At 64.2% G+C, this 23,829-nt stretch carries 26 protein-coding genes; 9 read left to right on the top strand and 17 right to left on the bottom strand.

Annotated features, from left to right (window positions below):
• Positions 1-181: 181 nt before the first annotated feature.
• Genes DT070_RS16010 through DT070_RS16000 form a run of 3 tightly spaced genes read right to left on the bottom strand, consistent with a single transcriptional unit; the run spans position 182 to position 1,413 of the window.
• On the bottom strand, positions 182-577 hold the full coding sequence (locus tag DT070_RS16010; RefSeq protein WP_122956291.1) for a type II toxin-antitoxin system PemK/MazF family toxin: 396 nt from the start codon (positions 575-577) through the stop codon (positions 182-184).
• A gap of 38 nt (positions 578-615) precedes the next feature.
• Positions 616-1,047 (bottom strand): hypothetical protein, encoded by a 432-nt coding sequence (locus DT070_RS16005; protein ID WP_122956290.1) that lies wholly within the window; start codon positions 1,045-1,047, stop codon positions 616-618.
• A 42-nt stretch (positions 1,048-1,089) separates the two neighbouring features.
• Positions 1,090-1,413, bottom strand: a complete 324-nt coding sequence (locus DT070_RS16000; RefSeq protein ID WP_122956289.1) for a DUF6172 family protein — start codon at positions 1,411-1,413, stop codon at positions 1,090-1,092.
• A gap of 203 nt (positions 1,414-1,616) precedes the next feature.
• Here DT070_RS16000 and DT070_RS15995 point away from each other — a divergent pair, with 203 nt between their 5' ends.
• Both DT070_RS15995 and DT070_RS15990 read left to right on the top strand, forming a co-directional pair.
• Complete coding sequence (locus tag DT070_RS15995; protein ID WP_122956288.1) at positions 1,617-2,144, top strand: hypothetical protein; 528 nt, start codon at positions 1,617-1,619, stop codon at positions 2,142-2,144.
• 87 nt (positions 2,145-2,231) lie between these two features.
• The gene (locus DT070_RS15990; protein ID WP_122956287.1) at positions 2,232-2,753 is read left to right on the top strand and encodes a GNAT family N-acetyltransferase; all 522 of its coding nucleotides are present in this window, start codon (positions 2,232-2,234) and stop codon (positions 2,751-2,753) included.
• A 3-nt stretch (positions 2,754-2,756) separates the two neighbouring features.
• Here the strand turns inward: DT070_RS15990 and DT070_RS15985 are convergent, their stop codons facing one another.
• The 4 genes from DT070_RS15985 to DT070_RS15970 all read right to left on the bottom strand — a co-directional run bounded on the left by DT070_RS15985 (position 2,757) and on the right by DT070_RS15970 (position 5,309).
• Complete coding sequence (locus DT070_RS15985; protein ID WP_122956286.1) at positions 2,757-3,311, bottom strand: thioredoxin domain-containing protein; 555 nt, start codon at positions 3,309-3,311, stop codon at positions 2,757-2,759.
• A gap of 175 nt (positions 3,312-3,486) precedes the next feature.
• Positions 3,487-3,735 (bottom strand): hypothetical protein, encoded by a 249-nt coding sequence (locus DT070_RS15980; RefSeq protein ID WP_092126012.1) that lies wholly within the window; start codon positions 3,733-3,735, stop codon positions 3,487-3,489.
• Positions 3,722-4,087, bottom strand: coding sequence for a hypothetical protein (locus tag DT070_RS15975; protein ID WP_122956285.1), 366 nt, complete (start codon positions 4,085-4,087; stop codon positions 3,722-3,724). Before DT070_RS15975 ends, DT070_RS15980 begins: the two co-directional genes overlap by 14 nt.
• A gap of 319 nt (positions 4,088-4,406) precedes the next feature.
• Positions 4,407-5,309, bottom strand: a complete 903-nt coding sequence (locus tag DT070_RS15970; protein WP_122956284.1) for a LysR family transcriptional regulator — start codon at positions 5,307-5,309, stop codon at positions 4,407-4,409.
• A 147-nt stretch (positions 5,310-5,456) separates the two neighbouring features.
• Here DT070_RS15970 and DT070_RS15965 point away from each other — a divergent pair, with 147 nt between their 5' ends.
• From DT070_RS15965 to DT070_RS15955, 3 genes are all read left to right on the top strand, one after another.
• Positions 5,457-6,419, top strand: a complete 963-nt coding sequence (locus tag DT070_RS15965) for a hydroxymethylglutaryl-CoA lyase (protein ID WP_228778480.1) — start codon at positions 5,457-5,459, stop codon at positions 6,417-6,419.
• A gap of 159 nt (positions 6,420-6,578) precedes the next feature.
• Entirely contained in the window at positions 6,579-7,781 is a 1,203-nt protein-coding gene (locus tag DT070_RS15960; protein WP_122956283.1) for a CaiB/BaiF CoA-transferase family protein, read from the top strand.
• A 46-nt stretch (positions 7,782-7,827) separates the two neighbouring features.
• Entirely contained in the window at positions 7,828-8,844 is a 1,017-nt protein-coding gene (locus DT070_RS15955) for a tripartite tricarboxylate transporter substrate binding protein (RefSeq protein ID WP_122956282.1), read from the top strand.
• 115 nt (positions 8,845-8,959) lie between these two features.
• Here DT070_RS15955 and DT070_RS15950 read toward each other — a convergent pair whose 3' ends face one another.
• The 8 genes from DT070_RS15950 to DT070_RS15915 form a co-directional block, all read right to left on the bottom strand.
• Positions 8,960-9,175 carry a molybdopterin-binding protein gene (locus tag DT070_RS15950; protein ID WP_122956281.1) on the bottom strand — a complete coding sequence of 72 codons (216 nt, stop codon included), beginning with the start codon at positions 9,173-9,175 and terminating at the stop codon, positions 8,960-8,962.
• 54 nt (positions 9,176-9,229) lie between these two features.
• Positions 9,230-10,156 (bottom strand): ATP-binding cassette domain-containing protein, encoded by a 927-nt coding sequence (locus DT070_RS15945; protein ID WP_122956280.1) that lies wholly within the window; start codon positions 10,154-10,156, stop codon positions 9,230-9,232.
• A 9-nt stretch (positions 10,157-10,165) separates the two neighbouring features.
• Positions 10,166-11,053: an aliphatic sulfonate ABC transporter permease SsuC gene (gene ssuC / locus DT070_RS15940; protein ID WP_122956279.1), complete on the bottom strand. Its 888-nt coding sequence runs from the start codon at positions 11,051-11,053 to the stop codon at positions 10,166-10,168.
• A 30-nt stretch (positions 11,054-11,083) separates the two neighbouring features.
• A complete protein-coding gene (ssuD, locus tag DT070_RS15935) occupies positions 11,084-12,247 on the bottom strand; it encodes an FMNH2-dependent alkanesulfonate monooxygenase (RefSeq protein ID WP_122956278.1) in 1,164 nt (387 codons plus the stop codon).
• Positions 12,248-12,286: 39 nt separating this feature from the next.
• Positions 12,287-13,300 (bottom strand): aliphatic sulfonate ABC transporter substrate-binding protein, encoded by a 1,014-nt coding sequence (locus DT070_RS15930; protein ID WP_122956277.1) that lies wholly within the window; start codon positions 13,298-13,300, stop codon positions 12,287-12,289.
• Positions 13,301-13,322: 22 nt separating this feature from the next.
• Positions 13,323-14,369, bottom strand: coding sequence for a sulfonate ABC transporter substrate-binding protein (locus tag DT070_RS15925; protein WP_122956276.1), 1,047 nt, complete (start codon positions 14,367-14,369; stop codon positions 13,323-13,325).
• Positions 14,370-14,515: 146 nt separating this feature from the next.
• On the bottom strand, positions 14,516-15,115 hold the full coding sequence (ssuE, locus tag DT070_RS15920; protein ID WP_122956275.1) for an NADPH-dependent FMN reductase: 600 nt from the start codon (positions 15,113-15,115) through the stop codon (positions 14,516-14,518).
• Positions 15,116-15,263: 148 nt separating this feature from the next.
• Positions 15,264-16,304 carry a sulfate ABC transporter substrate-binding protein gene (locus DT070_RS15915; RefSeq protein ID WP_122956274.1) on the bottom strand — a complete coding sequence of 347 codons (1,041 nt, stop codon included), beginning with the start codon at positions 16,302-16,304 and terminating at the stop codon, positions 15,264-15,266.
• 180 nt (positions 16,305-16,484) lie between these two features.
• Between DT070_RS15915 and DT070_RS15910 the strand changes: the two genes are divergently transcribed.
• Together DT070_RS15910 and mnmC are read left to right on the top strand one after the other, a co-directional pair.
• Positions 16,485-16,766 carry an oxidative damage protection protein gene (locus DT070_RS15910; protein WP_122956273.1) on the top strand — a complete coding sequence of 94 codons (282 nt, stop codon included), beginning with the start codon at positions 16,485-16,487 and terminating at the stop codon, positions 16,764-16,766.
• A 9-nt stretch (positions 16,767-16,775) separates the two neighbouring features.
• Positions 16,776-18,689, top strand: coding sequence for an FAD-dependent 5-carboxymethylaminomethyl-2-thiouridine(34) oxidoreductase MnmC (mnmC, locus tag DT070_RS15905; protein ID WP_122956272.1), 1,914 nt, complete (start codon positions 16,776-16,778; stop codon positions 18,687-18,689).
• Between the two features lie 95 nt (positions 18,690-18,784).
• On the opposite strand, the gene DT070_RS15900 is transcribed toward mnmC, so the two are convergent.
• Positions 18,785-19,531: a response regulator gene (locus DT070_RS15900; RefSeq protein ID WP_228778481.1), complete on the bottom strand. Its 747-nt coding sequence runs from the start codon at positions 19,529-19,531 to the stop codon at positions 18,785-18,787.
• A gap of 155 nt (positions 19,532-19,686) precedes the next feature.
• Positions 19,687-20,907 (bottom strand): ABC transporter substrate-binding protein, encoded by a 1,221-nt coding sequence (locus tag DT070_RS15895; protein ID WP_164483766.1) that lies wholly within the window; start codon positions 20,905-20,907, stop codon positions 19,687-19,689.
• A gap of 256 nt (positions 20,908-21,163) precedes the next feature.
• On the opposite strand from DT070_RS15895, the gene DT070_RS15890 reads away from it, so the two are divergent.
• A complete protein-coding gene (locus tag DT070_RS15890) occupies positions 21,164-21,955 on the top strand; it encodes a sulfite exporter TauE/SafE family protein (protein ID WP_122956270.1) in 792 nt (263 codons plus the stop codon).
• Positions 21,956-22,017: 62 nt separating this feature from the next.
• Positions 22,018-23,829, top strand: a complete 1,812-nt coding sequence (locus tag DT070_RS15885; RefSeq protein ID WP_122956269.1) for a nitrite/sulfite reductase — start codon at positions 22,018-22,020, stop codon at positions 23,827-23,829.

Raw genomic sequence — 23,829 nt, 5'->3', positions numbered from 1 at the left:
TTGATCCGTCAACCCTCGCCAGTGGCCGTCAAAGTTCGCTATCAAATCAATAGCTACGAGCCAATACAGTTATTGGGCTGGAGGCCCATTCGTTCAATCATTCTTTGGCGTGGATGAGCACCCACGAAAACCTGGCGATGGGCCGCAATGCGCCGCGTTCCGTAAGAATCGCGCGTTGAAGTCAGCGGCGATGAAACGATGTTTGGAGAAAACGCATTCCGGCCAATATTTGTTGAACCCGTTCGGCCGATAGCGTGCCGATGTGTTGGCCCAAGCGCGTCTTGTAGACGCTGGATACCTGGGAGACGACCACCACGCTCTGCTTTTCCAGGCTGCCTTCGCCGGGCTCGAGCAGGACATTGCCCGGCTCGGTGGCGCGATGGAGGTTGGAGGTGAGTGCGCAAACCACCACGGTGCTGATGCGTGAGCGGTTAAACAGATCGTCTTGCACGACGACGTGGGGATGCGGGGAGCCGGGGATGGCGCCGCGTGAGGGGTCGGCTTCTATCCAGAATATGTCGCCTTGCTGGATGGTGCCGGAAAACGGGCCTTGAAAGGCCTCGGTATCTCTATCCATGCGTTGCATGCCGCAACAGCCGGCCGGGCGAAAGCGCTTTAGAAAACACCTGCCTGGCCTTTGTCGAACGCGGCTCGCCACTCGCGGTAGCCGGCCAATTCGCTTTCTGTCACTGCGGCATGCCCGATGCGGGTTTGGCCCGCTGCCGCGCCGGGTGCGCGGTTGGGTGCATGGCCGAGCTGGACGGTCCATTTGCCGCTGGCTGCCGCTGCGCGGGCCTCTTCGATCGTCTTGAATTCTGCCGCGCCGTAAGAGCAGCCGACAACCAGCAGGAAGTCGTCTTCGGTGGCCGCAAAAGACTGTCCCTGTATGTTGATGGATTCGCCCTTCTTCAGCGCCACGCGGTCAATCTTCAAAACCTTGTTGACGGAAAATTTTCCATCGGCGCGCTGGCTGGCCAGGAGGTCGCCTTCTTTAAACGGAAAGGTCTTGTAGTCGGGCGGAAAGAAGTTGCCGGCGTGAAGGGTCATGGAGGTTGTCATCAAAAGTAGCGCCAGGAGTTTGCGCATGCCTTATTCGCCGTCATCAAAGCCGTCGTCACCGTCACCTTGGGGCCGGGGCGCTTTCACGCCCGCCTTGGCCAGTACCTCGACATAAAACTGCTCGCCGCCGTCTTTGACGATCTCGTCAATCGACTTGATGAGACCGGCCTCGGGCACCGCGGTGGCCGAGTCCTGGCTGTAGCCGGATTTGCAGTCGAAGTCCCAGAAGTCCACGCCCTTGGGCAAAGCCTTGGCGCGTTCGCGCTTGAAGTATTTGCGGATGTCGTGTTTGGCGGCTTCGAGCAGGCGCTCGCGGTTCTTGCCTTCGACTTTGAGCTGGAATGTTTTTTTCATGAGTACTTTGGTTTAGAGCTTTTGCACGCTGTTGCAACGATGTTCTACCGATTATCGGGCCGTAGCCGCCCTTACCCCCCAGGACGGTAGCCGAAACCGGCCGTGCGGGCCACAATCGGCGCGGCATGGCGTTTGCTTGGGATGGACGCCAGCTTCAACAACAACCCCACGGCCCTGGCGTCACAGGGCATAAGGAGATTCCGATGATCTACGGTTTAACGTACCTGGGTGTGATCCACACCGCCATCAGCCTGGTGGCCGTCGCGGCCGCCCTCATTGCCTTTTTTCGCGACAAGGAAATCATCGCCGCGTCCACGCTGGGCAAGGTCTATATCTGGACCACCATCTTCACCTGCCTCACGGGCTTCGGCATCTTCCAGCATGGCGGCTTCGGCAAGCCGCATGCGCTGGGCATCATCACGCTGCTGGTGCTGGGCATTGCCTGGGTGGCAGGCAACACCAAGGTGCTGGGCCGCGCCTCTGCCTATGTCGAAACGCTGAGCTACTCGATCACCTTTGTCTTCCACATGATCCCGGCAATTACCGAGACATCGACCCGCCTGCCGCTGGGGGCGCCGCTGCTGCCCAATCCCGACGCACCCGAGTTGAAGGCTGCCACGGGGGTCTTGCTGTTGCTCTACATCATTGGCGGGACGCTGCAGGTGCGGCGCATTCGTGCACGCAATGCCGCGCAGGCGGGCGCCCTGCCCGGCTCGGCTGCGGCGGGCTGAAGCCCGGCAAAATACCTGCACGCGCTACGCCCGCTGGTGCCTGAGGCCAGCGGGCAGAGCAAGCTCCCACATCGTCCCCCCAAAAAAATGCACCCCGTCACCTGCACCGAAGAACGCCACGCCGGCCAGATCCTCGCCATCTTCAACGAGGCGATTGCCAACTCAACAGCGCTGTATGACTACAAGCCGCGCACGCCGGAAAGCATGGTGACCTGGTTTGCCACCAAGCGGGCCAACAACTTTCCGGTGATCGGGCTGGAGGACGACGCCGGCAAGCTGCTGGGCTTTGCGAGTTACGGCACCTTCCGTGCCTTCCCGGCGTACAAGTACACGGTGGAGCACTCGGTCTACGTTGAAAAAAGCTGCCGCGGCCAGGGGCTGGGGCGCAAGCTGCTGGAGGCGATTGTGACCAAGGCTGAAGGGCAAGGCATGCACGTCGTGGTGGGCGCGATTGACCTGAACAACAGCGCCAGCATCGAGTTGCACAAGCGCCTGGGCTTTGAGCACTGCGGCACCATCAAACAGGCGGCGTTCAAGTTCGGCCGCTGGCTGGACCTGGCGTTTTTGCAGAAGACGCTGACAACGCCGCTGCAGCCGGTGGATGGCTAAGGGCTAACTCTGTTGGCCGGCCAGCGCCTTGTCGATGGCCTCATGCAGATGCTGCAGGCCAAACGACACATCGCAAAACACCCCGTTGACATAAAACGCCGGCGTTGAACGCACGCCCAGGTGGCGGCCGCTTTGCATGTGCTCCTGCACGCGTTGCAGGTAGACGTGGTCGCTCATCTCATTCTGGTAGCGGGCCATGTCCAGGCCGACCTGCTCGGCGTACTCGAGCAAGTGTTTGTCTTTGAGGTGTTGCTGGTGGGCAAACAGCAACTCATACATCGGCCAGAACTTGCCCTGTGCGCCGGCGGCCTCGGCGGCTTCTGCGGCCATCTCGGCGTGGGGGTGTATTTCGCGCAGCGGGAAGTGCCTGAAGACAAAACGCAGCTGTTTGTCGAAGTGCGGCAGCATGATCTTCAGCGCGGCGTGGGCCTGAAAGCAGGAGGGGCATTCGAAGTCGCCGTATTCGACGACGGTGACCGGCGCGGACTGGCGGCCGCGGATGTGGTCTATGGCCTCGTCAGGTTCGAGGATGGGGTCCGGCGTGGGCAGGGAGGCCATGGAAGTCACCTTTCAGCTGTGCGTTTTTGCAAACACAGTATGCGCCCGGGGGTGTGCGGTGATCAAGACGGCAGCCGGCTGACAAGGTAAGCAAAGCCTGCGTTGCGGCCCTTGCGGGGCAAACAAAGACCAAAGGCCGCGCAAGGCGGCCTTTGTAGGTGAGCCGATCGGCTGATCAGCTCTGGTTGGCGGCGTTCTCAAGCGCTTCGTCGAGCGCCTTGCAGGAGGGCGAGCACACGGCCTGGGACTTGCCCAGGACCTTGCGGGTGCCCATCAGGGAGCGGGCACGGTGTTTGCCGCACATGAAGCACGACATGGTGGCGGCGCCAAAAGACGTGGTGGCAGCGAACGGTGAGCCCGATACCTTGGACTTGTAGCGCAGGCCGTCAGCGAGTACGGCGGTTTTTGCGTCAGCTCTTGCCATGGTTGGGGTCTTCCTTCAGTTGGGGGTTGATGGGTTTCATGGCCTTTTCAATGGCCTCTTTGGCCTTCAGCTCGGCGGCGAGCGAGGCGTCCAGTTCTGAGCGGCACAGGCCCGCGTACTGGTAGTTGACGTTTTCATACAGCTCGGCGGCTGCCGGATGGGTGTCCAGCAAGGCGCCCAGCGCGGTCCCCGGCTCGACGTCGCCCAGCTCATCCAGCAAATGCAGCACCACGGAGCGGTATTGCTCGGGCCCGACCGGCACAGCGCTGTGCTCCAGCCGTTCCAGCAACTCGGCCAGCACGTGGGTGACCGTCAGGTCGGTTTTGTGGGGGTGAGGATGGGTGGCGTTCATGCAGTGAATCTGGGGCTTCCTTCCCCAAAATCAAGCGCCTGCGGGCCCAGGACGCCGGCCTTTCGGCGGCAACCAGGCCCGTTTGGGCCTAGCCTGGATCAGCCCTGGGTGCTATATTTTTTATAGCGGGTGGCGCTTGTCTGCCGTGGGTTGGAGGCCTATTTTAACGCAAAAGCGCGGCGCCGCCCCTTCACCGCAGACGGCCTTGGGGTTTTAGGGGTTTCGGCAGATTTCGCAAGTTGGCGATTCTGCATCAAATGAGGCTCAAGCCCTTGCTGCACATGCGCCACCCGCTCCTGATTTCATAGCAAATCGGTCATTAATCCACCGCAGTGGCCGCCAGGTGCCGCACCAGAAGCCTGGCCGCCGCCGAAAGGCCGGCTTCGCCCCGAAAGCAGATGGCAAAGCGGCGTTTGGCCCACTCGTCCGTCAGCGGCAGCACGCGCAGGCCGTAGGTACGGGCATAGGGCTCGGCCACCTCGCGCGGTACCACGCTGATGGCCAGGTTGGCGCGCACCACACGCAGCGCCGCCTCGAAGTTGGAGACGATCACCCGGTGCACCACGGCCCGGCCTTTGAGCGCCGCGGCGCGCTGCAGCATCAGCTGCACCGCGCTGTGCGCCGGCAGGCTGACATGTTCGTGCGCCAGCGTCTGCTCGAAGGTCAGCGTCTCGTGGCCGGCCAGCGGGTGCGAGGGGTGCACCACGATGGCCAGGTGGTCGTGGCGGTAGCTGCACGATTGCAGGCCCGTCAGGTCGGCCGCGTCCCAGCAGATGCCGACCGAGGCCACGCCCTCCTTGATGCCGCGAATCACGTCGGGGCTGACGCGCTCTTCCATGGTGACGCGGATGTCGTGGTGCGCTTCGATTTGCAAAAAAGCCGCCACGTCGTCGGCCAGCGATTCGGCCATGACAGACGCGGTGGCCAGGATGCGCACCTGCCCGCGTATGCCCAGCGCATAGGCGCCCATGTCGCGCTCGATCTGGTCGGCGCTGGCCAGCATGGCGCGTGCGTGTTCCAGCAGGCTTTCGCCGGCGGGCGTAGGCTCCACGCCGTGGCGGCGGCGCTGCAGCAGCGGCGTGCCGACGGTGTCTTCGAGCTGCGCCAGCCGCTTGCTGACGGCCGAGCCGACGATGTTGGCCTGCTCGGCCGCGCGGGCGATGCTGCGTGCGTCACACACAGCAGCAAAAAGGCGCAGGGTGGTCAGGTCGAGCTCTCTCATGGCGTGCCTCCTGCGGTCATTGGGGCCTTTAAGATATTCCTAAATGGAACACCAAAGCTTCCAAAATTGAAAAACCAAACGTTTCAGGAAATTCTAAACTCCACGCAAGGCATCAACCCACCAAATTCCGAACCCTGGAGACGACCGGTGACCCCACCCTCCCCATTCAGCCCCAACACCCTGCCGCGCCGTGTCAGCATCCGCGAAGTCGGCCTGCGCGACGGCCTGCAAAGCATTGCCACCACCTTGCCGACGGCCCGCAAGCTGCAGTGGATACAGCAGGCCTATGACGCCGGCCAGCGCGAAATCGAAGTCGGCTCTTTTGTGCCGGCGCGCCTCTTGCCGCAGCTGGCAGACACTGCCGAGCTGGTGGCGTTTGCCAGAACCCTGCCGGGCCTGGTGGCCTCGGTGCTGGTGCCCAACCTCAAGGGCGCCGAGCGCGCCATCGAGTCCGGCGCGCACCAGATGCTGGTGCCGCTCTCGGCCAGCCACGCGCACAGCCTGGCCAACCTGCGCAAGACGCCCGACGAAGTGGTCGCTGAAATAGCCCGCATACGCGCGGCGCGCGACGCGTCGGGCTCGAAGATCATGATTGAAGTCGGCATGAGCACGGCCTTCGGCTGCACGCTGCAGGGCCGGGTCGAGCCGGCCGAGGTGCTGCGCCTGTTGCAGGCCGTGCTGGACGCCGGCGCCGACCGCGTGGGCCTGGCCGACACGGTGGGGTACGCCGACCCGGCCATGGTGCAAAGCCTTTTTGAAGCCGCGTTTGCCGTGGCGGGCGACAAGCTGGCCTGCGGGCATTTTCACGACACACGCGGCATGGGCGTGGCCAATGTGTATGCCGCGCTGCTGACCGGCATCACACGCTTCGACGCCTGCCTGGCGGGCATAGGCGGCTGCCCGCATGCGCCGGGCGCCAGCGGCAATGTGGCCAGCGAAGACCTGGCTTATATGTTTGCCAGCATGGGCATCGAAACCGGCATTGATTTCGACAAGCTGATGGCCTTGCGCGCCCAGGTGGCTGAGTGGCTGCAAGGGGAAACGCTGCACGGTACGCTCTGGCGTGCGGGCCTGCCCAAAACCATGCTGGCACAAACGGCAACCCGCTGATCCAATCCGATGAAGCTTGAACCATTGGCCCTGAACCCAATATCCGTTCGGGCTGAGCTTGTCGAAGCCCTTCGACAGGCTCAGGGCGAACGGTTCAAATTTCACTGGCCGGATCCATCAACGAACACACCGGCGACATCTCTTTCCTGATCAAAAAGCATGCAAGACAAACCAAACCCTCCCCAGCCCCTGGCCGGCCTTCGCGTCGTGGAATTCACCCACATGGTCATGGGCCCCACCTGCGGCATGGTGCTGGCCGACATGGGCGCCGAGGTCATCAAGGTCGAGCCCACGGGCGGCGACCGCACGCGCCACCTGCTGGGCGCGGGCGCGGGCTTTTTCCCGCTGTTTAACCGCAACAAAAAAAGCATGGGCATCAACCTGCTCGACGAAGCCGGCGCCGCCGTGGCGCGCAAGCTGTGCGCCGGCGCCGACGTGGTCATCGAAAACTTCAAGCCCGGCACCATGGCCAAGTACGGCCTGGACTACGCCTCGCTCAGCGCCGCCAACCCGCGCCTCATCTACGCCAGCCACAAAGGCTTTTTGCCCGGCCCGTACGACCACCGCACTGCGCTGGACGAAGTGGTGCAGATGATGGGCGGCCTGGCCTACATGACAGGCCGGCCCGGCGACCCGCTGCGCGCCGGCAGCAGCGTGAACGACATCATGGGAGGCATGTTCGGCGCCATCGCGGTGATGGGCGCGCTGATCCAGCGCGGCATCACCGGCAAAGGCATGGAGGTGCAGTCGGCCTTATTTGAGAACAACGTCTTCCTGGTCGGCCAGCACATGCTGCAGTACGCCATCACCGGCCGGCCCGCCGCGCCCATGCCGGACCGTATTTCAGCCTGGGCGGTGTACGACGTGTTCACCGTCAAAGACGGCGAGCAGATCTTCCTGGCGGCCGTCAGCGACGGGCAATGGGCCACCTTCTGCCAGGTGCTGGGTTTTGACGACCTCAGGGGCGACGTGCGTTACGCCAGCAACAACGCGCGCGTGACCGAGCGCCCCACGCTGATGCCGATACTGCGTGAGCGCCTGGCGCTGCGCAGCGCGGAAGAACTGGCCGCGCTGTTTGAAAAAGCCGGCCTGCCGTTCGCCCCCATCCGCAGGCCCGAAGAGCTGTACGACGACGAGCACCTGCTGGCCACCGGCGGGCTGGCCGAGATCACCCTGCCCGATGGCGCGCGCGCCGGCGAAACCGCGCGCACCACGCTGTGCCCCTTCACCATGGACGGCCAGCGCCTGGGCGTGCGGCTGGACCCGCCCACGCTGGGCGAACACACCGCCGAACTGCTGGCCGAACTGGGCTACGGTGCAGGCGAAATCGAGCGGCTGCACCAGCAGGCCGTTGTGAGTTGACCTGAGCTAAGTTGAACTGAACAAAAACATAAAACCGGAGACAAGCATGACCCCCACAACACATCAAGCACCTACACACACCAACCGCCGCCACACCCTGCGCGGCCTGGGCGCCCTGCTCCTCGGCAGCGGCCTGATCAGCTCGCCGCTCAGCCTGCTGGCGCAAACCAGCGAGCGCGCCGTGCGTTTCATCCTGCCGGTGGGCGCAGGTTCAGGCGTCGACACCATTGTTCGCGCCGCCGGCGCCGCCCTGGGCAAGACCCTCGGCCATCCGGTGGTGATTGAAAACCAGCCCGGCGCCGGCGGCATCGTCGGCACCTCGGCGCTGGTCAAATCAGCACCGGACGGCATGACGCTCAGCGTGGTGTCCAACAACCACGTCGTCTACCCCAGCGTCTACAAGTCGCTGCCGTTTGACCCGATCAACGACATCACGCCCATCACCGTGCTGGGCAGCACGCCGTTTGTGCTGGTGGTCAACCCGGCCAAAGTGTCGGCAACCAACGTGAAGGACCTTGTCGCGCAGCTCAAGGCCAAGCCGGACAGCTACAACTACGCCTCGTCCGGCAACGGCACCATCCTGCACCTGGCGACCGAGATGTTCATGGAAGAAGCGCAGGTCAAGGTCAAACACATCCCCTACAAGGGCGTGGGCCCCATGGTGACCGACCTGATTGGCGGCCAGGTGGAGATTGGCGTGCTGTCGCTGCCCTCCGTGCAGGCGCATTTGAAGAGCGGCGCACTGCGCGCCATCGGCGTGGGCAGCGCGGCGCGCGTGGCGGCCGCGCCCGAGATCCCGACCATCGCCGAACAAGGCCTGCCCAACTACAACATCGAAGGCTGGTTTGCCGTGATCGGCCCGGCCAAGCTGCCGCTGGCCGAAGCCAGGCGCATCCAGGCCGCCGTGGCCGCGGCCTACGCCACGCCCGAAGTGAAGGAAGCCATGGCCAAACAGGGCAACACCATCAACCCCGGCACGCCCGAGGCTGCCGCGCAGTTCTTTCGCACGGAGATGGTGAAGTACGCCCGGCTGGTGAAGAAGGCCGGCGTGGAGCTGCAGTAGCAGCTTCGCCGGGTTTGCTATATTTTTGATAGCTGTAAGTGCAGACGGAAAAAGGGTTTCAGGCCTTTTTTACTTAAGAAATTCCTGAAGCCCGCAGAGCCTGGCCGGCCGTCAATTACAGCTTGGCGATCGACACTTCAGTCGACTTCACCAGCGCCACCACGTCGCTGCCTACCACCAGCTCAAGCTGGTCGATGGAGCGCGTGGTGATGACCGAGGTCACGATGCCCCAGGGCGTTTCGACGTCGAGCTCGGACACCACGTCGCCGCGGATGATTTCTTTGACCTTGCCGCGGAACTGGTTGCGGACATTGATGGCTTGGATGGACATGGGGTTCTCCTGGAGCTTGGTTAAAAAACGGGTTTGAAAATTGGAAGGCAGGGTTCAGACCGCCCAGCGCAGGCCATGCGCAGGCGTGCCCGGCCACACGGGCTCGGTGGAAGGGGCAACGTCACCGGGCTGCTGGAGCACGCGGTCGAGGATCTTCTTTTCGATCTGGCCGAACAGCGGGTCGCTGCGCTCACGCGGCCGGGCGATGTTCACCCGCTCGTCCAGCGCAATGCGGCCGTCTTCGATCAGGATCACGCGGTCGGCCAGCGCCACGGCTTCCTGCACATCGTGCGTGACGAGCAAGGCGGTAAAACCGTTGCGCTGCCACAGGCCCTCAATCAACTGGTGCATCTCGATGCGGGTCAGTGCGTCCAGCGCGCCCAGCGGCTCGTCGAGCAGCAAGAGGCGCGGGTTGTGCACGAGGGCCCGGGCCAGCGACACGCGCTGGCGCTGCCCGCCCGACAGGCGCGCCGGCCAGTCGGGCTGGCGGTCCGCCAAACCGACCTGCGCCAGCACATTGGCCGCCGCGGCATGCGCACCGCGGGCCAGGCCCAGCGCCACGTTGTCGATCACGCGGCGCCATGGCAAGAGCCGCGAATCCTGAAACATGATGCGGGTGTCTTCGCGCAGGCCGGTCACGTCCTGCCCGTCCAGCCGGATGCTGCCTTGCGTGGCGGCTTCCAGGCCTGCCACCAGGCGCAGCAAAGTGGATTTGCCGCAGCCGCTGCGGCCGACGATGGCGACAAACTCGCCGGGCTCGATGACGAGCTCGGTGTGCTGCAGCACCTGGCGCTGGCCGTAGCGTTTGGACAGACCGCGGATTTCAAGGCGCACGCCGCGGTTGGGTTCGCCCCCATCCGTTCGGGCTGAGCTTGGCCGGTCCTGAGCCTGGCGAACGGGCGAAGCCGGGGAAAGTCCTTCGACAAGCTCAGGACGAACGGAGGAAAACCGGGTCTTGGGGGGATTGATTTCGATGCTCATAGTGCGTCCTCAGGCAGCAACCGATTGATAGCCGGGATGCCAGCGCAGCCAGTAGCGCTCCAGGCCCCGCGCAAACACGTCGGCCAGCTTGCCCAGCAAGGCATACAGCAGGATGCCGACCAGCACCACGTCAGTCTGCAAAAACTCACGCGCATTCATCGTCAGGTAGCCGATGCCGGACTGCGCCGAAATGGTCTCCGCCACGATCAGGATGACCCACATCAGCCCCAGCGAAAAACGCAGGCCCACGAGGATGGACGAGAGTGCGCCGGGCAGGATGACCTCGCGGTACAGCTGCCAGCGCGTGAGGCCGTAGGTGCGGCCCATCTCGATCAGGCCCGGATCCACATTGCGGATGCCGTGAAAGGTGTTGATGTAGATCGGGAAGAAGACCGACACCGAGATCAAAAAGAGCTTGGCGGTTTCGTCAATGCCAAACCAGAGGATCACCAGCGGAATCAGCGCCAGCGCGGGGATGTTGCGCACCATCTGGATGGTCGAGTCCAGCAAGGTCTCCAGAAACCTGACCGAGCCCGTCAGCAGCCCCAACACCAGCCCCAGGCCGCCGCCTATGGCCAGGCCCGCCAGCGCTCGCCCGGCGCTGACCTTCACATGCGTCCACAGCTCGCCAGAGACGGCCAGCGTCCACGCGGCCTTGAGGACTTCGGAAGGCGCGGGCAAGACCCGCGTCGACAGCCAGCCCAGTGACGAGGCAATCTGCCAGAGCGCGATCAGGCCGACAGGCACCACCCAGGGCAGCAGCCGCTGGCCCATGTCGCGCAGAAAGGCCGCAGTCTGGGAAGGCCCGACATTGCCGAGCGGCAAAAAGCCCAGCCCCGGCGCATCGACCGCATCGGGCAACGGCGTGACCTGCAGTTCACGAACCTGTTCAGTCATGGGAAGTCCTTTGTTCCGTTGTAGTGGAGTTCAGCTTTGCGAAACGCGCGGCAAATACTCATTGGCCACGACTTCGCCGAAGGGGCCGTTCAGAACCTGGCCAGAGAGCTTCTGGCGCAGCTTGCGCGGCAGCAGCGGGAACACCAGCTCGGCAAAGCGGTAGGCCTCTTCGAGGTGCGGGTAGCCCGAGAGCACAAAGGTGTCCAGGCCCAGCGCGGCGTATTCCTCGATGCGGGCGGCGACGGTTTTCGGGTCACCGACGAGCGCTGTGCCGGCACCGCCACGCACCAGCCCAACGCCGGCCCAGAGATTAGGGCTGATCTCAAGCTCGGCCCGCGTGCGTTTGCCACCACCCGCATGCAGCGCGGCCATGCGGCGCTGGCCTTCCGAATCCATGCGCGAGAACGCGGCTTGCGCGCGGCCCACGGTGTCGTCGTCCAGCTTGCTGATCAGGCTTTCGGCGGCGCGCCATGCCTCGTCGTCGGTCTCGCGCACGATGACGTGCAGACGGATGCCGAACCTGACGGTGCGGCCGTGCTTGGCGGCGCGTGCCCGTACATCGGCGACTTTTTTGGCGACTTCGGCGGGGGGCTCTCCCCAAGTCAGGTAGGTGTCGACCTGCTCGGCAGCCAGGTCGTGCGCGGCAGCCGAGGAGCCGCCGAAGTACACCGGCGGATACGGTTTTTGCACCGAGGGGTAAAGCAGCTTGGCGCCCTTCACGCTCAGGTGCTGGCCTTTGTAGTCGTAGCTTTCGCCCGTATGGCTGCGCGCAATGATCTCGCGCCAGATGCGGATGAACTCGGCCGATTGTTCATAGCGCTGTGCATGGTCGAGGTAAACGCCATCGCCTTCCAGCTCGGTCTGGTCGCCACCGGTGACGAGGTTGATCAGCAGGCGCCCGCCCGAAAGCCGGTCAAAGGTGGCGGCCATGCGCGCGGCCAGGCTGGGCTGGTGCAGGCCGGGCCGCACGGCCACCAGAAACTTGAGGTTCCTGGTGACGGGCAGCAGGCTGGAGGCGACCACCCAGGGGTCTTCGCAAGAGCGGCCGGTGGGAATCAGCACGCCCTCATAGCCCAGCGTGTCTGCCGCCTGGGCGACCTGCTTGAGGTAGTCGTGGTTGACCTCACGGGCACCCTCGCCCGTGCCGAGGTAGCGGCTGTCGCCGTGGGTGGGGATGAACCAGAAAACCTGCATGAAAAACTCCTGTGTTGTGCCGTGGATGGGTGGGTGGTGTTAGTTGCGCGCCACTTGTGTGGCTTCCGGCCGCCAGACTATGTCGGCGACCTTGACTGCGCGCGGGATCAATCCCAGGCGCAAAAAAGCATCGGCCACGCGCTGCTGGTCGGCGATTGCAGCGGCGTTAAGCGGGCCGACAGGCGACACCGGCCGGCGCTGGATAAAAAGGCTCACCACACCGGCATCCAGGCCGCTGAAGTCAGACACCAGCTTGATGGCCTGCTTGCGGTCGCTTTGCACCAGCGCATCGGCGCGTGTCAGCTCTTCAAACAGCGCGGCCAGCGTTTGCCCGTGCTGGGTGGCAAAGGGCCGCGATGCGAGATAGAACGAGTTGTTGCTCGAGAGATCACGGCCGGTGGCCAGCACGCGCGGCTTGATGGCCAGTTCAATGGCGGCGTAGAACGGGTCCCAGATGGCCCAGGCGTCGACGCTCTTGCGCTCAAAGGCGGCGCGCGCATCGGCAGGCGCCAGGTAGATGGGCTGGATGTCGTCCCACTTCAGGCCGGCCTTGTCGACCGCGCGCACCAGCAGGTAGTGCGCGCTCGAGCCTTTTTGCAGCGCAATCTTTTTGCCCTTGAGGTCGGCCAGGCTGCGGATGGGCGAATCGCCCAGCACCAGGACGGCCGAGCTGTCAGGCTTGGGCGGCTCGACGCCGACGTAGACCAGGTCTTTGCCGGCGGCCTGCGCAAACACGGGCGGCGAATCGCCGGTGAGGCCGAACTCCAGGCTGCCCACGGCCAGTGCTTCGAGCAACTGCGGCCCGGCGGGAAACTCGGCCCAGACGATTTTGGTGTTGGGAAAGCGCTTTTCGAGCACGCTTTTTTGCTTGAGCACGACGAGGTTGACGGCGGACTTCTGGTAGCCGATGCGCAGTTGCTCGGGGGCTTTCTCCGTTTTACCGGCGGCGGACTGGGCACTTGCGTCCTTGAGGCCCAAGCCCCACAGCGATGCCGTGGTGGCGACGATCTTGAGGAAGCGGCGGCGCAATTGCAGCGGTGTGATGGTGTTCATGGTGTGATTCCTTTAGTGGCAATCAGGGGGCCGGCTTGTAGGCGGCGTCGCTGACAACAATGGCCTTGGGGATCAGCTTCAACTCAAAGAAGGTGTCGGCCAGTTTTTGCTGGTCGGCGATCACGCTGGCCGGCACCGGCTTGACGTTGAATTCGTAACGCTTGAGGCTGAGCTCCACCACATCGACCGGCAGGCTTTGCAGCGGCGCGATCAGCTCGGCGGCCTTCTTGATGTTGGCCTTGAGCCAGACGCCCCGCTCCACCGAGTCGTCAAACAGCGCCTGGATGACTTTGGGGTTCTTGTTCACGAAGTTGCGCTCGGCCAGGTAATACTGGTAGTTGTTGACCACGCCGGTGCCGTCGGCCAACACGCGGGCGCCAATGGCTTTTTCAGCGGCGGCGGTGAACGGGTCCCAGATCACCCAGGCGTCGACGTTTTTGCTTTCAAAGGCCGCGCGTGCATCGGCCGGGGCCAAGTAGACGACCTGGATGTCGCTGAGCTTGAGCTTGTTTTTCTCCAGCAGCTTGACCAGCAGGTAGTGAACATTGCTGCCTTTGTTAAGCACGACTTTTTTGCCCTTGAGCTCGGCCACGGACTTGATGGTGGAGTCTTTGGGCACCACGATGGCCTCGGCCTCAGGCGCGGCCGGGTCGTAGCCGATGTAGGCAAATTTGGCACCCGCGGCCTGCGCAAAAATCGGCGGTGCTTCACCCACATAGCCCACGTCGACGGCGCCGAGGTTCAGGCCTTCGAGCAGCTGCGGGCCGGCCGGGAACTCCACCCACTTCACGGTGGCGTTGAGCGGCTGCAAACGTTTTTCCAGCGTGCCCTGGGCTTTTTGCAGCACAAAGAGGCTTGCGGACTTCTGGTAGCCGATGCGCAACTCGACCTTGTCTTGTGCGTGCGCCACAGGCAGGGTCAGCAGGGTGATGACGCCGGCCAGCAGGCCGACGAGTACTAGGCTCAGGATGAGGTCGAACCAGATGCGCGCCTTGTGTTTTGGCCGATCTGGAATGCCGGATGAAAAACTGGGTTCAATGTTCGACGGATAGTCGGATGCGATGGTCATGGTCTTGTCCTTTTTGGTGGTCTTCCGGGTGGCTGGGCCGTCATGGGCAAAGCCTCTCCCCGGCCGCCTGCGAGGCGGTTTCAAAATCTGCGTTCAGGGATATCTGGTGCGGCTACAGCCAATCAGGCCTGCCGCCTGGCGCGGCGTTAAACGCTACATCGCACCCGCGAAAAATGCACCGGCTCAAAACCGGTGGTGGCCGGCTGGCGAAAGGTTTCGGCCAGCAGCGTGAGCACCGCGTCGTCCAGCCGCACGGTGATCTCGGGGCCGACGTCATAACGCTTGTCGGCCGCCTGCGGCACTTGGGAATCGGTGGCGTAAACGCCGGGCAGGATGTGGCGGGCGGCCAGCGCCTGCAGCACCGGGCGCAAGGCGTAGTCGAGCGCCAGCATGTGGTGCGGGCTGCCGCCCGTGGCCAGCGGCAGCACGGTTTTTTCTTTGAGTGCGCTTTGCGGCAGCAGATCGAGCAGCACCTTGAGCAGGCCGCTGTAGGCCGCCTTGTAAACCGGCGTAGCCACCACAACGGCCTTGGCCCGCGCGATCTGGTCAATCGCCTTGACGATGGCCGGGTGGTTCCATTCGGCCAGCAGCAATGCCTGGGCCGGTAGTTCACGGATGTTGAGCCGCTCAACCGACAGGCCGCCGCGAAGGGCCAGCCTGTGGCTGATCGAGTCCAGCAGCGCCGACGAGCGCGACTGCTCGGACGGGCTGCCGGCAATCAGCAAAACGGATTGTTGCGCAGACATTATTTAATTTTTCCCTGAAGGTATGAAGTTCTCCCCGAAGCGGCCTGCGGCCGCCTCCCCTCAAGGGGCGCCAGCTGCGGCCCGGCAAAGCCGGTTCCGCGCTGGCACTTGGAAAGAACTGATGCGTGTGACTTCTGATGCGCGCGGCTTACTTCTTCGTGTAAATCTGATCGAAGGAGCCGCCGTCGGCGAAATGCTCTTTATCGGCCTTGGCCCAGCCGCCGAAGGCCTGGTCGATGGTGAACAGGTTCAGCTTGGGGAATTGTTTGGCGTATTTGGCAATCGCTTTTTGGGAGACGGCCGGGCGGTAGAAGTTTTTGCCGGCGATGTCCTGGCCTTCTTCCGAGTAGAGGTACTTCAGGTATTCCTCGGAAATGGCGCGGGTGCCCTTTTTGTCGACGTTCTTGTCGACCACGGCGACGGCGGGCTCGGCCAGGATGCTCAGTGAAGGCGCGACCACGTCAAACTTGGCGCCGAATTCTTTTTCGAGCAAATAGGCCTCGTTTTCCCAGGCAATCAGCACGTCGCCCTGGGCGCGCTGGGCAAAGGTGATGGTGGAGCCGCGGGCGCCGGTGTCCAGCACCGACACATTGCCGTACAGCTTGGCGACAAACTCCTTGGCCTTGGCGTCGCTGCCGTATTTGCGCTTGGCGAATTCCCAGGCGGCCAGGTAGTTCCAGCGGGCGCCGCCCGAGGTCTTGGGGTTGGGCGTGATCACGGTGATGCCGGGCTTGACCAGGTCATCCCAGTCCTTGATGCCCTTGGGGTTGCCCTGGCGCACGGCCAGCACGATGGTCGAGGTGTAGGGGGACGAGTTGTGCGGCAGCTTCTTTTGCCAGTCGGCCGACAGCCAACCGCCGTTTTTGACCAGCGCATCGGTGTCGCCGGCCAGCGCCAGCGTGGCCACGTCGGCGTCCAGGCCGTCAATGATGGAGCGCGCCTGCTTGCCGGAGCCGCCGTGCGACTGCTTGATCGTCACCTCCTGGCCAGTCTTGGCCTTCCAGTATTTGGCGAAGGCGGCGTTGTATTCCACATAGAGCTCACGCGTCGGGTCATAAGACACGTTGAGCAGCGTGACAGGCGCCGGCTGGGCCTGCGCCGTCAGCAGTGACCCTGCCAGCGTCAAACCCAAACCCAGGGCGGTGGCCGTGCGGGTGGAAACATTGATAAAGTTGCGGCGTGAAGTCATGGTTGCTCTCTTTTCCAGAAAAATGCGTGTAAATGCAGACAAAATGGATTCTGGAAGCAGCCTTAGAAAACTGGAACGAATAAAAACTCAGTTCTTTATTCTGTAATCATCCTTAGAACTCACCGGATCCGCTTTTCGGGTCCCGTTTTAGCCCCCTCGATACACGAAAGAACCCCCGCCATGGCACGCCTCGTCAATTGCATCAAGCTCGGTAAAGAAGCCGAAGGCCTGGACTTCCCGCCCTACCCCGGCCCGCTGGGCAAGCGCCTCTGGGAAGAAGTCAGCAAGGAAGCCTGGGCGGAGTGGATGAAGCAGCAAACCATGCTGGTCAATGAAAACCGCCTGAACCTGGCCGACGCCCGCGCCCGCCAGTACCTGGCGCGCCAGATGGAGAAACACTTCTTCGGCGACGGCGCAGACGCCGTCCAGGGCTACGTTCCGCCTACGACCCCCACGCCTTGATCTAAAGGCATGCCCGAGCGCATCGAGTGGCTGGACGACGGCACCGCCGGCGGCAGCCCCTTCAGCCCGCGCTTTGGCGACCGCTACCGCAGCGAGCTGGGCGGGCTCGACCAGGCCAAAGAAGTTTTCCTCAAAGGCTGCGGCCTGCCAGAAGCCTGGGGCGGCCAGCCGCAATGGACGGTGCTGGAAACCGGCTTTGGCCTGGGCCTGAATTTCCTCGTCACCTGGGCCGCCTGGAAGGCCGACCCGCAGCGCCCCCGCCTGCTGCATTTCGTCTCGACCGAAGCGTTTCCGGCCAGCGCCGACGACGTGTTTCGCAGCGCGCAAACCCACCCCGAACTGATTCCCTTTGCCGAACAATTGCGGGACCAGTTGTGGGGCCTGCTGCCGGGCTTTCACCGCCTGGTATTTGAGGGCGGCCATGTTTTGCTGACGCTGTGCATCGGCGACGCCAAGGCCATGCTGCGCGAGCAATCGTTCGAGGCCGATTCGGTCTACCTGGACGGCTTCAGCCCGCAGCGCAACCCCGACATCTGGGACCTGCACACCTTCAAGGCGGTGGCGCGCTGCAGCCGGCGCGGCACGCGCATCGCCACCTGGACGATCGCACGCAGCGTGCGCGACGCACTGGCGCAGTGCGGCTTTGTGGCGAAGAAGGTGCCGGGCATCCCACCCAAGCGCGACAACCTGCAGGGCGAGTTCAACCCGGCCTGGGCGCCCAAAAAAGCGCAGCCACCGCCCGCGCGGCGTACGCCCTCCACCTGCGTGGTGATTGGCGCAGGCCTGGCCGGGGCGGCGGTGGCGGCCAGCCTGGCGCGCCGCGGCTGGCAAGTCACGGTGCTGGATGCGGCGGAGGCGCCCGCCGCGGGCGCCTCGGGCCTGCCGGCCGGCCTGCTGGCGCCGCATGTTTCGCCCGACGACAACCCGCTGTCGCGCCTGTCGCGCAGCGGCATCCGCGCCACGCTGCAGCAGGCGGGTGCGCTGTTGCAAGCCGGCAGCGACTGGGCCGCCACCGGTGTGCTGGAACACTGCGTGGAGCACCCGCGCAAGCTGCCTGAGGCCTGGCAGCACGACTGGGCAGACGCCGCAAGCGACTGGACACAGCCCGCCAGCGCCGGGCAGCTGGCGCAATGCGGCCTGCCGGCTGAAGTGCCGGCGCTATGGCATGCCCGTGGCGGATGGGTCCGGCCGGCACAGCTGGTCAACGCCTGGCTGGCCACGCCAGGTATTCAATGGCGGGGTCAGTGCGTTGCCAGCCGCGTGGAACAGTCCGCACCCGATCAATGGCGGGTACTGGATGCCGGAGGCCGCGAACTGGCCTCAGCCGCACTGGTGGTGCTGGCCGCTGGCCATGCCAGCCGCGCGATGGCCGCCGGTATTCAAGGCAGTGACGAAAGTAAGCGTCTGGCGCTGCAGGCCATCCGCGGCCAGGTCACCTGGGGCGCGCATGAAGCCGGTACGGCCGAGGCGCTGCCGCCCTTCCCCGTGAACGGCCATGGCAGCCTGGCGCCGGCTGTGCCCATGAATAAAGCGGCAGGCGGCCTGGCCTGGGTCATGGGTTCGAGTTTTGAGCGCGACAACGAGCGCGCCGAGATCAAGCCTGAAGACGGCCTGCACAACCTCGGCAAGCTGCAAGACTTGTTGCCGGGCGCGGCGCGCGTGCTGGCCCCACAGTTTGGGCCGGGCAAAGCCCAGCACTGGGCGGGCGTGCGCTGCGCCACGCCGACCCGCCTGCCCATGCTGGGCCCGCTGCAGGCGTCAGAAGCGCCCGGTGTCTGGGTGTGCAGCGGCATGGGGTCGCGGGGCCTGACATTTGCCGCGCTGTGCGCAGAGCTGCTGGCGGCCCGCCTGCACGCGGAACCGCTGGCCGTGGAACAGCGGCTGGCAGACGGCCTGGCGCCTCAATGGGCCGCAAAAAACTGAGGCGGCGAAATTTCAGCGAAATCGGCCTCCAGCCCAATTACCACCTAGGCTTTCAGCTATTGAATTGATAGCAAAACCGGGCCGGGGCCGGGCCTTCAGTTCACGCTGCGCAGCAGGCGTTTGAGTTTTCCGGGATGCAGGGGTTTACGCAGGCTGCCGCGCGCGCCGGCAAACCAGCCGCGCACCGCGTCGGCGGGCGACAGCCTGCTGCCGGTGAGGATCAGGAACTCCGGGGCCGGGCGCACCGCCCCTACCCGTTTGACCATCTCCCGGTGCTCGATGTCGGGCAGGTCCATGTCGAGCACCACCAGCTTGTAGCGCTGCGCCTGCATGAGCTTGAGCGCCTCGACGCCGGTGGCCGCCTCGTCGACCTGCGTCAGGCGGGCCATGGCCAGCCGGGCGCGCAGGTACAGGCGGGCGCCGAGGTCGGTGTCGACCACCAGCACGCGCGCGTGGCCGGCCTCGGGCGGCAGTGTATCGAGCGGCGACGGCGCGGTGGGCGCCTCGGCGTCCACATCGAGGTCCAGGTCCAGCAAGGCGGTGGATTCGGACAGCAGGTCAAGATCGAGATCGGGCGCCGCGCCATGCACGGCCTGCTCCAGCAGCTTGTCCATGCCGTCGATCACGGCGGCCCACTGCAGGGGTCGCCTGAAAACCAGGATGGCCCGGTCGGGCGCGTTGCTGCCTATCCAGATGAGTTTGAGATGGTCGTTGGCGGGATTCGCCAGCTCCAGCGCCGCTTCCCAGCTGTCGCCGTCGATGAGGGCCAGGTCGGCGTCTTCGGGCGCGGAAGGCGTCCAGAGTGCATAGCCCGTTGGCCGGGTTTCAGAAAGGCGGAACACGGTGTTCAGGGCATGACGTTCAACGTCATCGAACCCGAACACTTTTACAAAAATCCGCTTGACAGCCTCGCCACCCGTATTCGTCATTTGCGCCCGATTATGCGGGGATTCCGCGCGCCCATTCCAATCAAATCAGCACCCGCGTTGTCAAAAGGTCACTTCATCGCTTCTGCCGGGCGGCGGGCCTTGACATAGGCGTCGCCCGGCAAATAGGCCTTGCCGTCGGCGTAGCGCCACTGCACCATCGTGCCCTTGTTGCCGCGCAGGTCCAGCTTGCCGACATACGCGCCCATGGTGGACTGGTGGTCGATGGCGCGGAACTCGGCCGGCCCGAAGGGCGTGGAGAACTTCAGGCCGCGCAGCGCCGTCACCAGTTTTTCGTTGTCGGTGGAATTGGCTTTTTTGATTGCCGCAAAAATCGCCTGCATGGTGGCGTAGCCCACCACCGAGCCGACCTTGGGGTATTCCTTGAAGCGGCGGTAGTAGTTGGCGGCAAAGCTGGCGTGCTCGCGCGAGTCGATCTGGTCCCAGGGGTAGCCGGTGACGATCCAGCCCTTGGGCGTTTCGTCTTTCAGCACATCCAGGTATTCAGGCTCACCCGAAAGCAGCGACACCACAGGCACGCGCGGGAAAATGCCGCGCTGGTTGCCTTCGCGCACCAGCTTGGCCAGGTCGGCGCCGAAGGTGACGTTGAAGATCGCGTCGGGCTTGCTCTGCATGGTGGCCTGCAGCGTGGTGCCGGCTTCCAGCTTGCCGAGTGCGGGCCACTGTTCGCCGACGAACTCGACGTCGGGGCGTTTGGCCTTGAGCAGCTCCTTGAAGGCCGCGGCGGCGCTGGTGCCGTATTCGTAATTGGGCGCAATGATGGCCCAGCGCTTGGCCGGCATCTTGGCGGCTTCTTCGACCAGCATGGCCGCCTGCATATAAGTACCGGGGCGCAGGCGGAAGGTGTAGCGGTTGCCCTTGTCCCAGATCAGCGCGTCGGTCAGCGGCTCGCTGGCGATGAACACCCGTTTGTTCTTCTGGGCATGGTCGGCCAGCGCCAGCCCGACGTTGGACAGGAAACCGCCAGCCAGCACGTCGACCTTCTCTTTGGAGGTCAGCTCGATGGCGTGGCGCAAGGCTTCTTCGGGCTTGCCTGCGTCGTCACGCGCGATGACTTCGACCTTGCGGCCCAGCAAGCCGCCGGTGACATTGATCTCTTCAACCGCCAATTGCCAGCCCTGGCGGTAGGGCTGCGTGAATTGGGGAATGGTCGAATAGCTGTTGATTTCGCCGATCTTGATGGGCGCTTTTGCGCTGCTTTCCGCCAGCGCCAGGCCCGCCGCGGACGCAAGCAACAAACCGCCCAGCAGGGCAGATTTCGTAAATTTCACGGTTTTCTCCAGAAAGTAAGCGATTCGGTCCACCGGGCTGACAGGCACGCAGTGCGTCAGGCGGGAAAAGCAGGGACTGTACCAGCGCATTGTGAATACGGGGAGGATGTTGTGCGCAGCAGGCACAAGCCTTAAGCAGACTTAACACCAAATCCCCCGCAAACCCGCATGAAATCAGGCGAATAAGCTTATCCGGATAACGGTCGAACAAATGTGTAGTTTGTTTTTATAAGCAGCACACTTACATTTTCCGGCTATGCATGACTTTGCCTTTGTATTTGCCGGGTTTGCTGTCGGCCTGGTGGTGGGCCTGACGGGCGTGGGCGGCGGCTCGCTGATGACGCCGCTGCTGATCTTCTTTTTCGGCGTCAAACCACACCTGGCCATCGGCACCGACCTGCTTTTTGCGGCTTTCACCAAAATGGGCGGCACCGTCAGCCTGGCTCGCGCCCGGGTGGTCGACTGGAAAATCGTTGGGCAAACCGCCGCGGGCAGCATCCCGGCGGCTCTGGCCACTCTTTATATGTTGCAGCGCATGGGCCCCGCCAACCCGGCCACGCAGAGCATCATGACCACCACGCTGGGCCTGGCGCTGCTGCTGACGGCCGGCGCCACTTTCTACAAGGTGCTGCGCGGCAAGGCCGCCCCGACCACCATCGCACCCGAACTCATCGGCCAGGCCACGCGGGCGCGCCACCGGTCGCTGCCCATCCTGTTTGGCGCCGTCATCGGCACGCTGGTCACGCTGACCTCCGTCGGCGCGGGCGCCATCGGCGTGATCGTGCTGATGCTGCTCTACCCCACCCTGCCGCTGCCGCGCATTGTGGCGGCCGATATTGCGCACGCCGTGCCGCTGACGCTGGTGGCGGGCCTGGGCCATGCTTCCATCGGCTCGGTCGACTGGCCTTTGCTGGTCAAGCTGCTGGCCGGCTCGCTGCCCGGCATCTGGCTGGGCTCGCACCTGGTGCACAAAACGCCAGACCGCGTGATCCGCTCGCTTTTATCCGTACTGCTGGCCTATGCCGGCGTGAAACTGATTTCGATCTGACTTGACCTGATCTGAACCCGCTCTGTTTATAAAAATCCCCACGACGTTGAACCCCGACAGCCATGTACCAATACACAGAATTTGACCGAGAGTTTGTCAAAGCCCGCGCCAACCAATACCGCGACCAGCTGACCCGCTGGCAGGCCGGCCAGTTGCCGGAAGACGAGTTTCGCCCCCTGCGCCTGCAAAACGGCTGGTATGTGCAGCGTTATGCGCCCATGCTGCGCGTGGCCGTGCCTTATGGCGAGCTCTCCAGCGCGCAGGTGCGCGTGCTGGCCAAAATCGCGCGCGAGTACGACCAGCCCAATGCCGCGCTGTTCAATGAAGCGCAGGCCAAACAGGACAAGCTTGGCCCCGTCAACCTGAAAAACGGCCTGTCCGTCAGCTCCAAGCTGTCCACCGGCTACGCCCATTTCACGACACGCCAGAACGTGCAGTACAACTGGATCCCGCTCGATAAATCCGCCGACGTGATGGACCTGCTGGCCAGCGTCAACATGCACGGCATCCAGACCAGCGGCAACTGCATCCGTAACATCACCAGCGACGAGCGCGCCGGCATCGCGGTCGACGAGATCGCCGACCCGCGGCCCTTCGGCGAAATCTTGCGCCAGTGGAGCACGCTGCACCCCGAGTTCGCCTTCCTGCCGCGCAAGTTCAAGATCGCCATCAGCGGCGCCCGCGAAGACCGCGCCGCCACCGCCTGGCACGACGTCGGCCTGCATTTGATCCGCAACGCCGAGGGCGAACTCGGCTTCAAGGTGCTGGTGGGCGGTGGCATGGGCCGCACACCCGTCATCGGCACCGTGATCCGCGAGTTCCTGCCCTGGAACCAGATCATGAATTTCCTGGAAGCCGTGGTGCGCGTGTACAACCGCTACGGCCGCCGCGACAACATCTACAAGGCCCGCATCAAGATCCTGGTGAAGGCCGAAGGCCAGCGTTATATCGATGACGTCGAGGCTGAATACAAGCAAATTCTTGAGCACGACGGTGCACCGCACACCATCACCCAGGCCGAACTCGACCGCGTGACGGCGTCCTTTGTGCCGCCCGCGCTCAATTGCGACCGCAAGAGCGCGGACGTCAAGATCGCCAACATCCTGCGCGCCGCCGCCGAGGACGACGTGGAGTTCGGCCGCTGGCTGCAGCGCAACGTGGCCCCGCACCAGAACCCCGACCTGCGCGCCGTGACCTTGTCGTTCAAGCGCCTGGGCCAGGCGCCCGGCGACGCCACCGCCGACCAGTTGGACATCGCCGCCGACCTGGCCGACCAGTTCAGCGCCGGGGAAGTGCGTGTGACGCACGACCAGAACCTGCTGCTGCCCTGGGTGCGCTGCGACGAGCTGCCCGAACTCTGGCGCGCCGCCCGCAAGGCCGGCTTTGCCAAACCCAACATCCACCTGCTGACCGACATGATCGCCTGCCCGGGCGGTGATTTCTGCTCGCTGGCCAATGCACGTTCCATCCCGGTCGCCGAGGCGATCACCGAGCGCTACCAGGACATGGACGAGTTGCACGACCTGGGTGAGATCGACCTGCACATCAGCGGCTGCATCAACTCCTGCGGCCACCACCACAGCGGCCACATCGGCATCCTGGGCGTCGACAAGGACGGCCTGGAGTGGTACCAGGTCTCGCTGGGCGGCTCTGACGGCTCCACGCTGAGCGGCACCCCGGTGCCCGGCAAGGTGGTGGGCCCCTCGTTTACCGGCGCCGAAGTGCCTGAAGTTATCGAGGCGGTGCTGGAGACCTACCGCCAACTGCGCGAAGACGGCGAAACCTTTATCGCCACCTTCCGCCGCGTCGGAATCGATCCGTACAAAGCCGCCGCCAAGGCTGCGCGCTTTGCCCCCAACACCGTCGCGCACTGA

Source organism: Polaromonas sp. SP1 (genome assembly GCF_003711205.1).
GTDB lineage: Bacteria > Pseudomonadota > Gammaproteobacteria > Burkholderiales > Burkholderiaceae_C > Polaromonas.
This window is presented reverse-complemented; position numbering and strand designations above follow the sequence as displayed.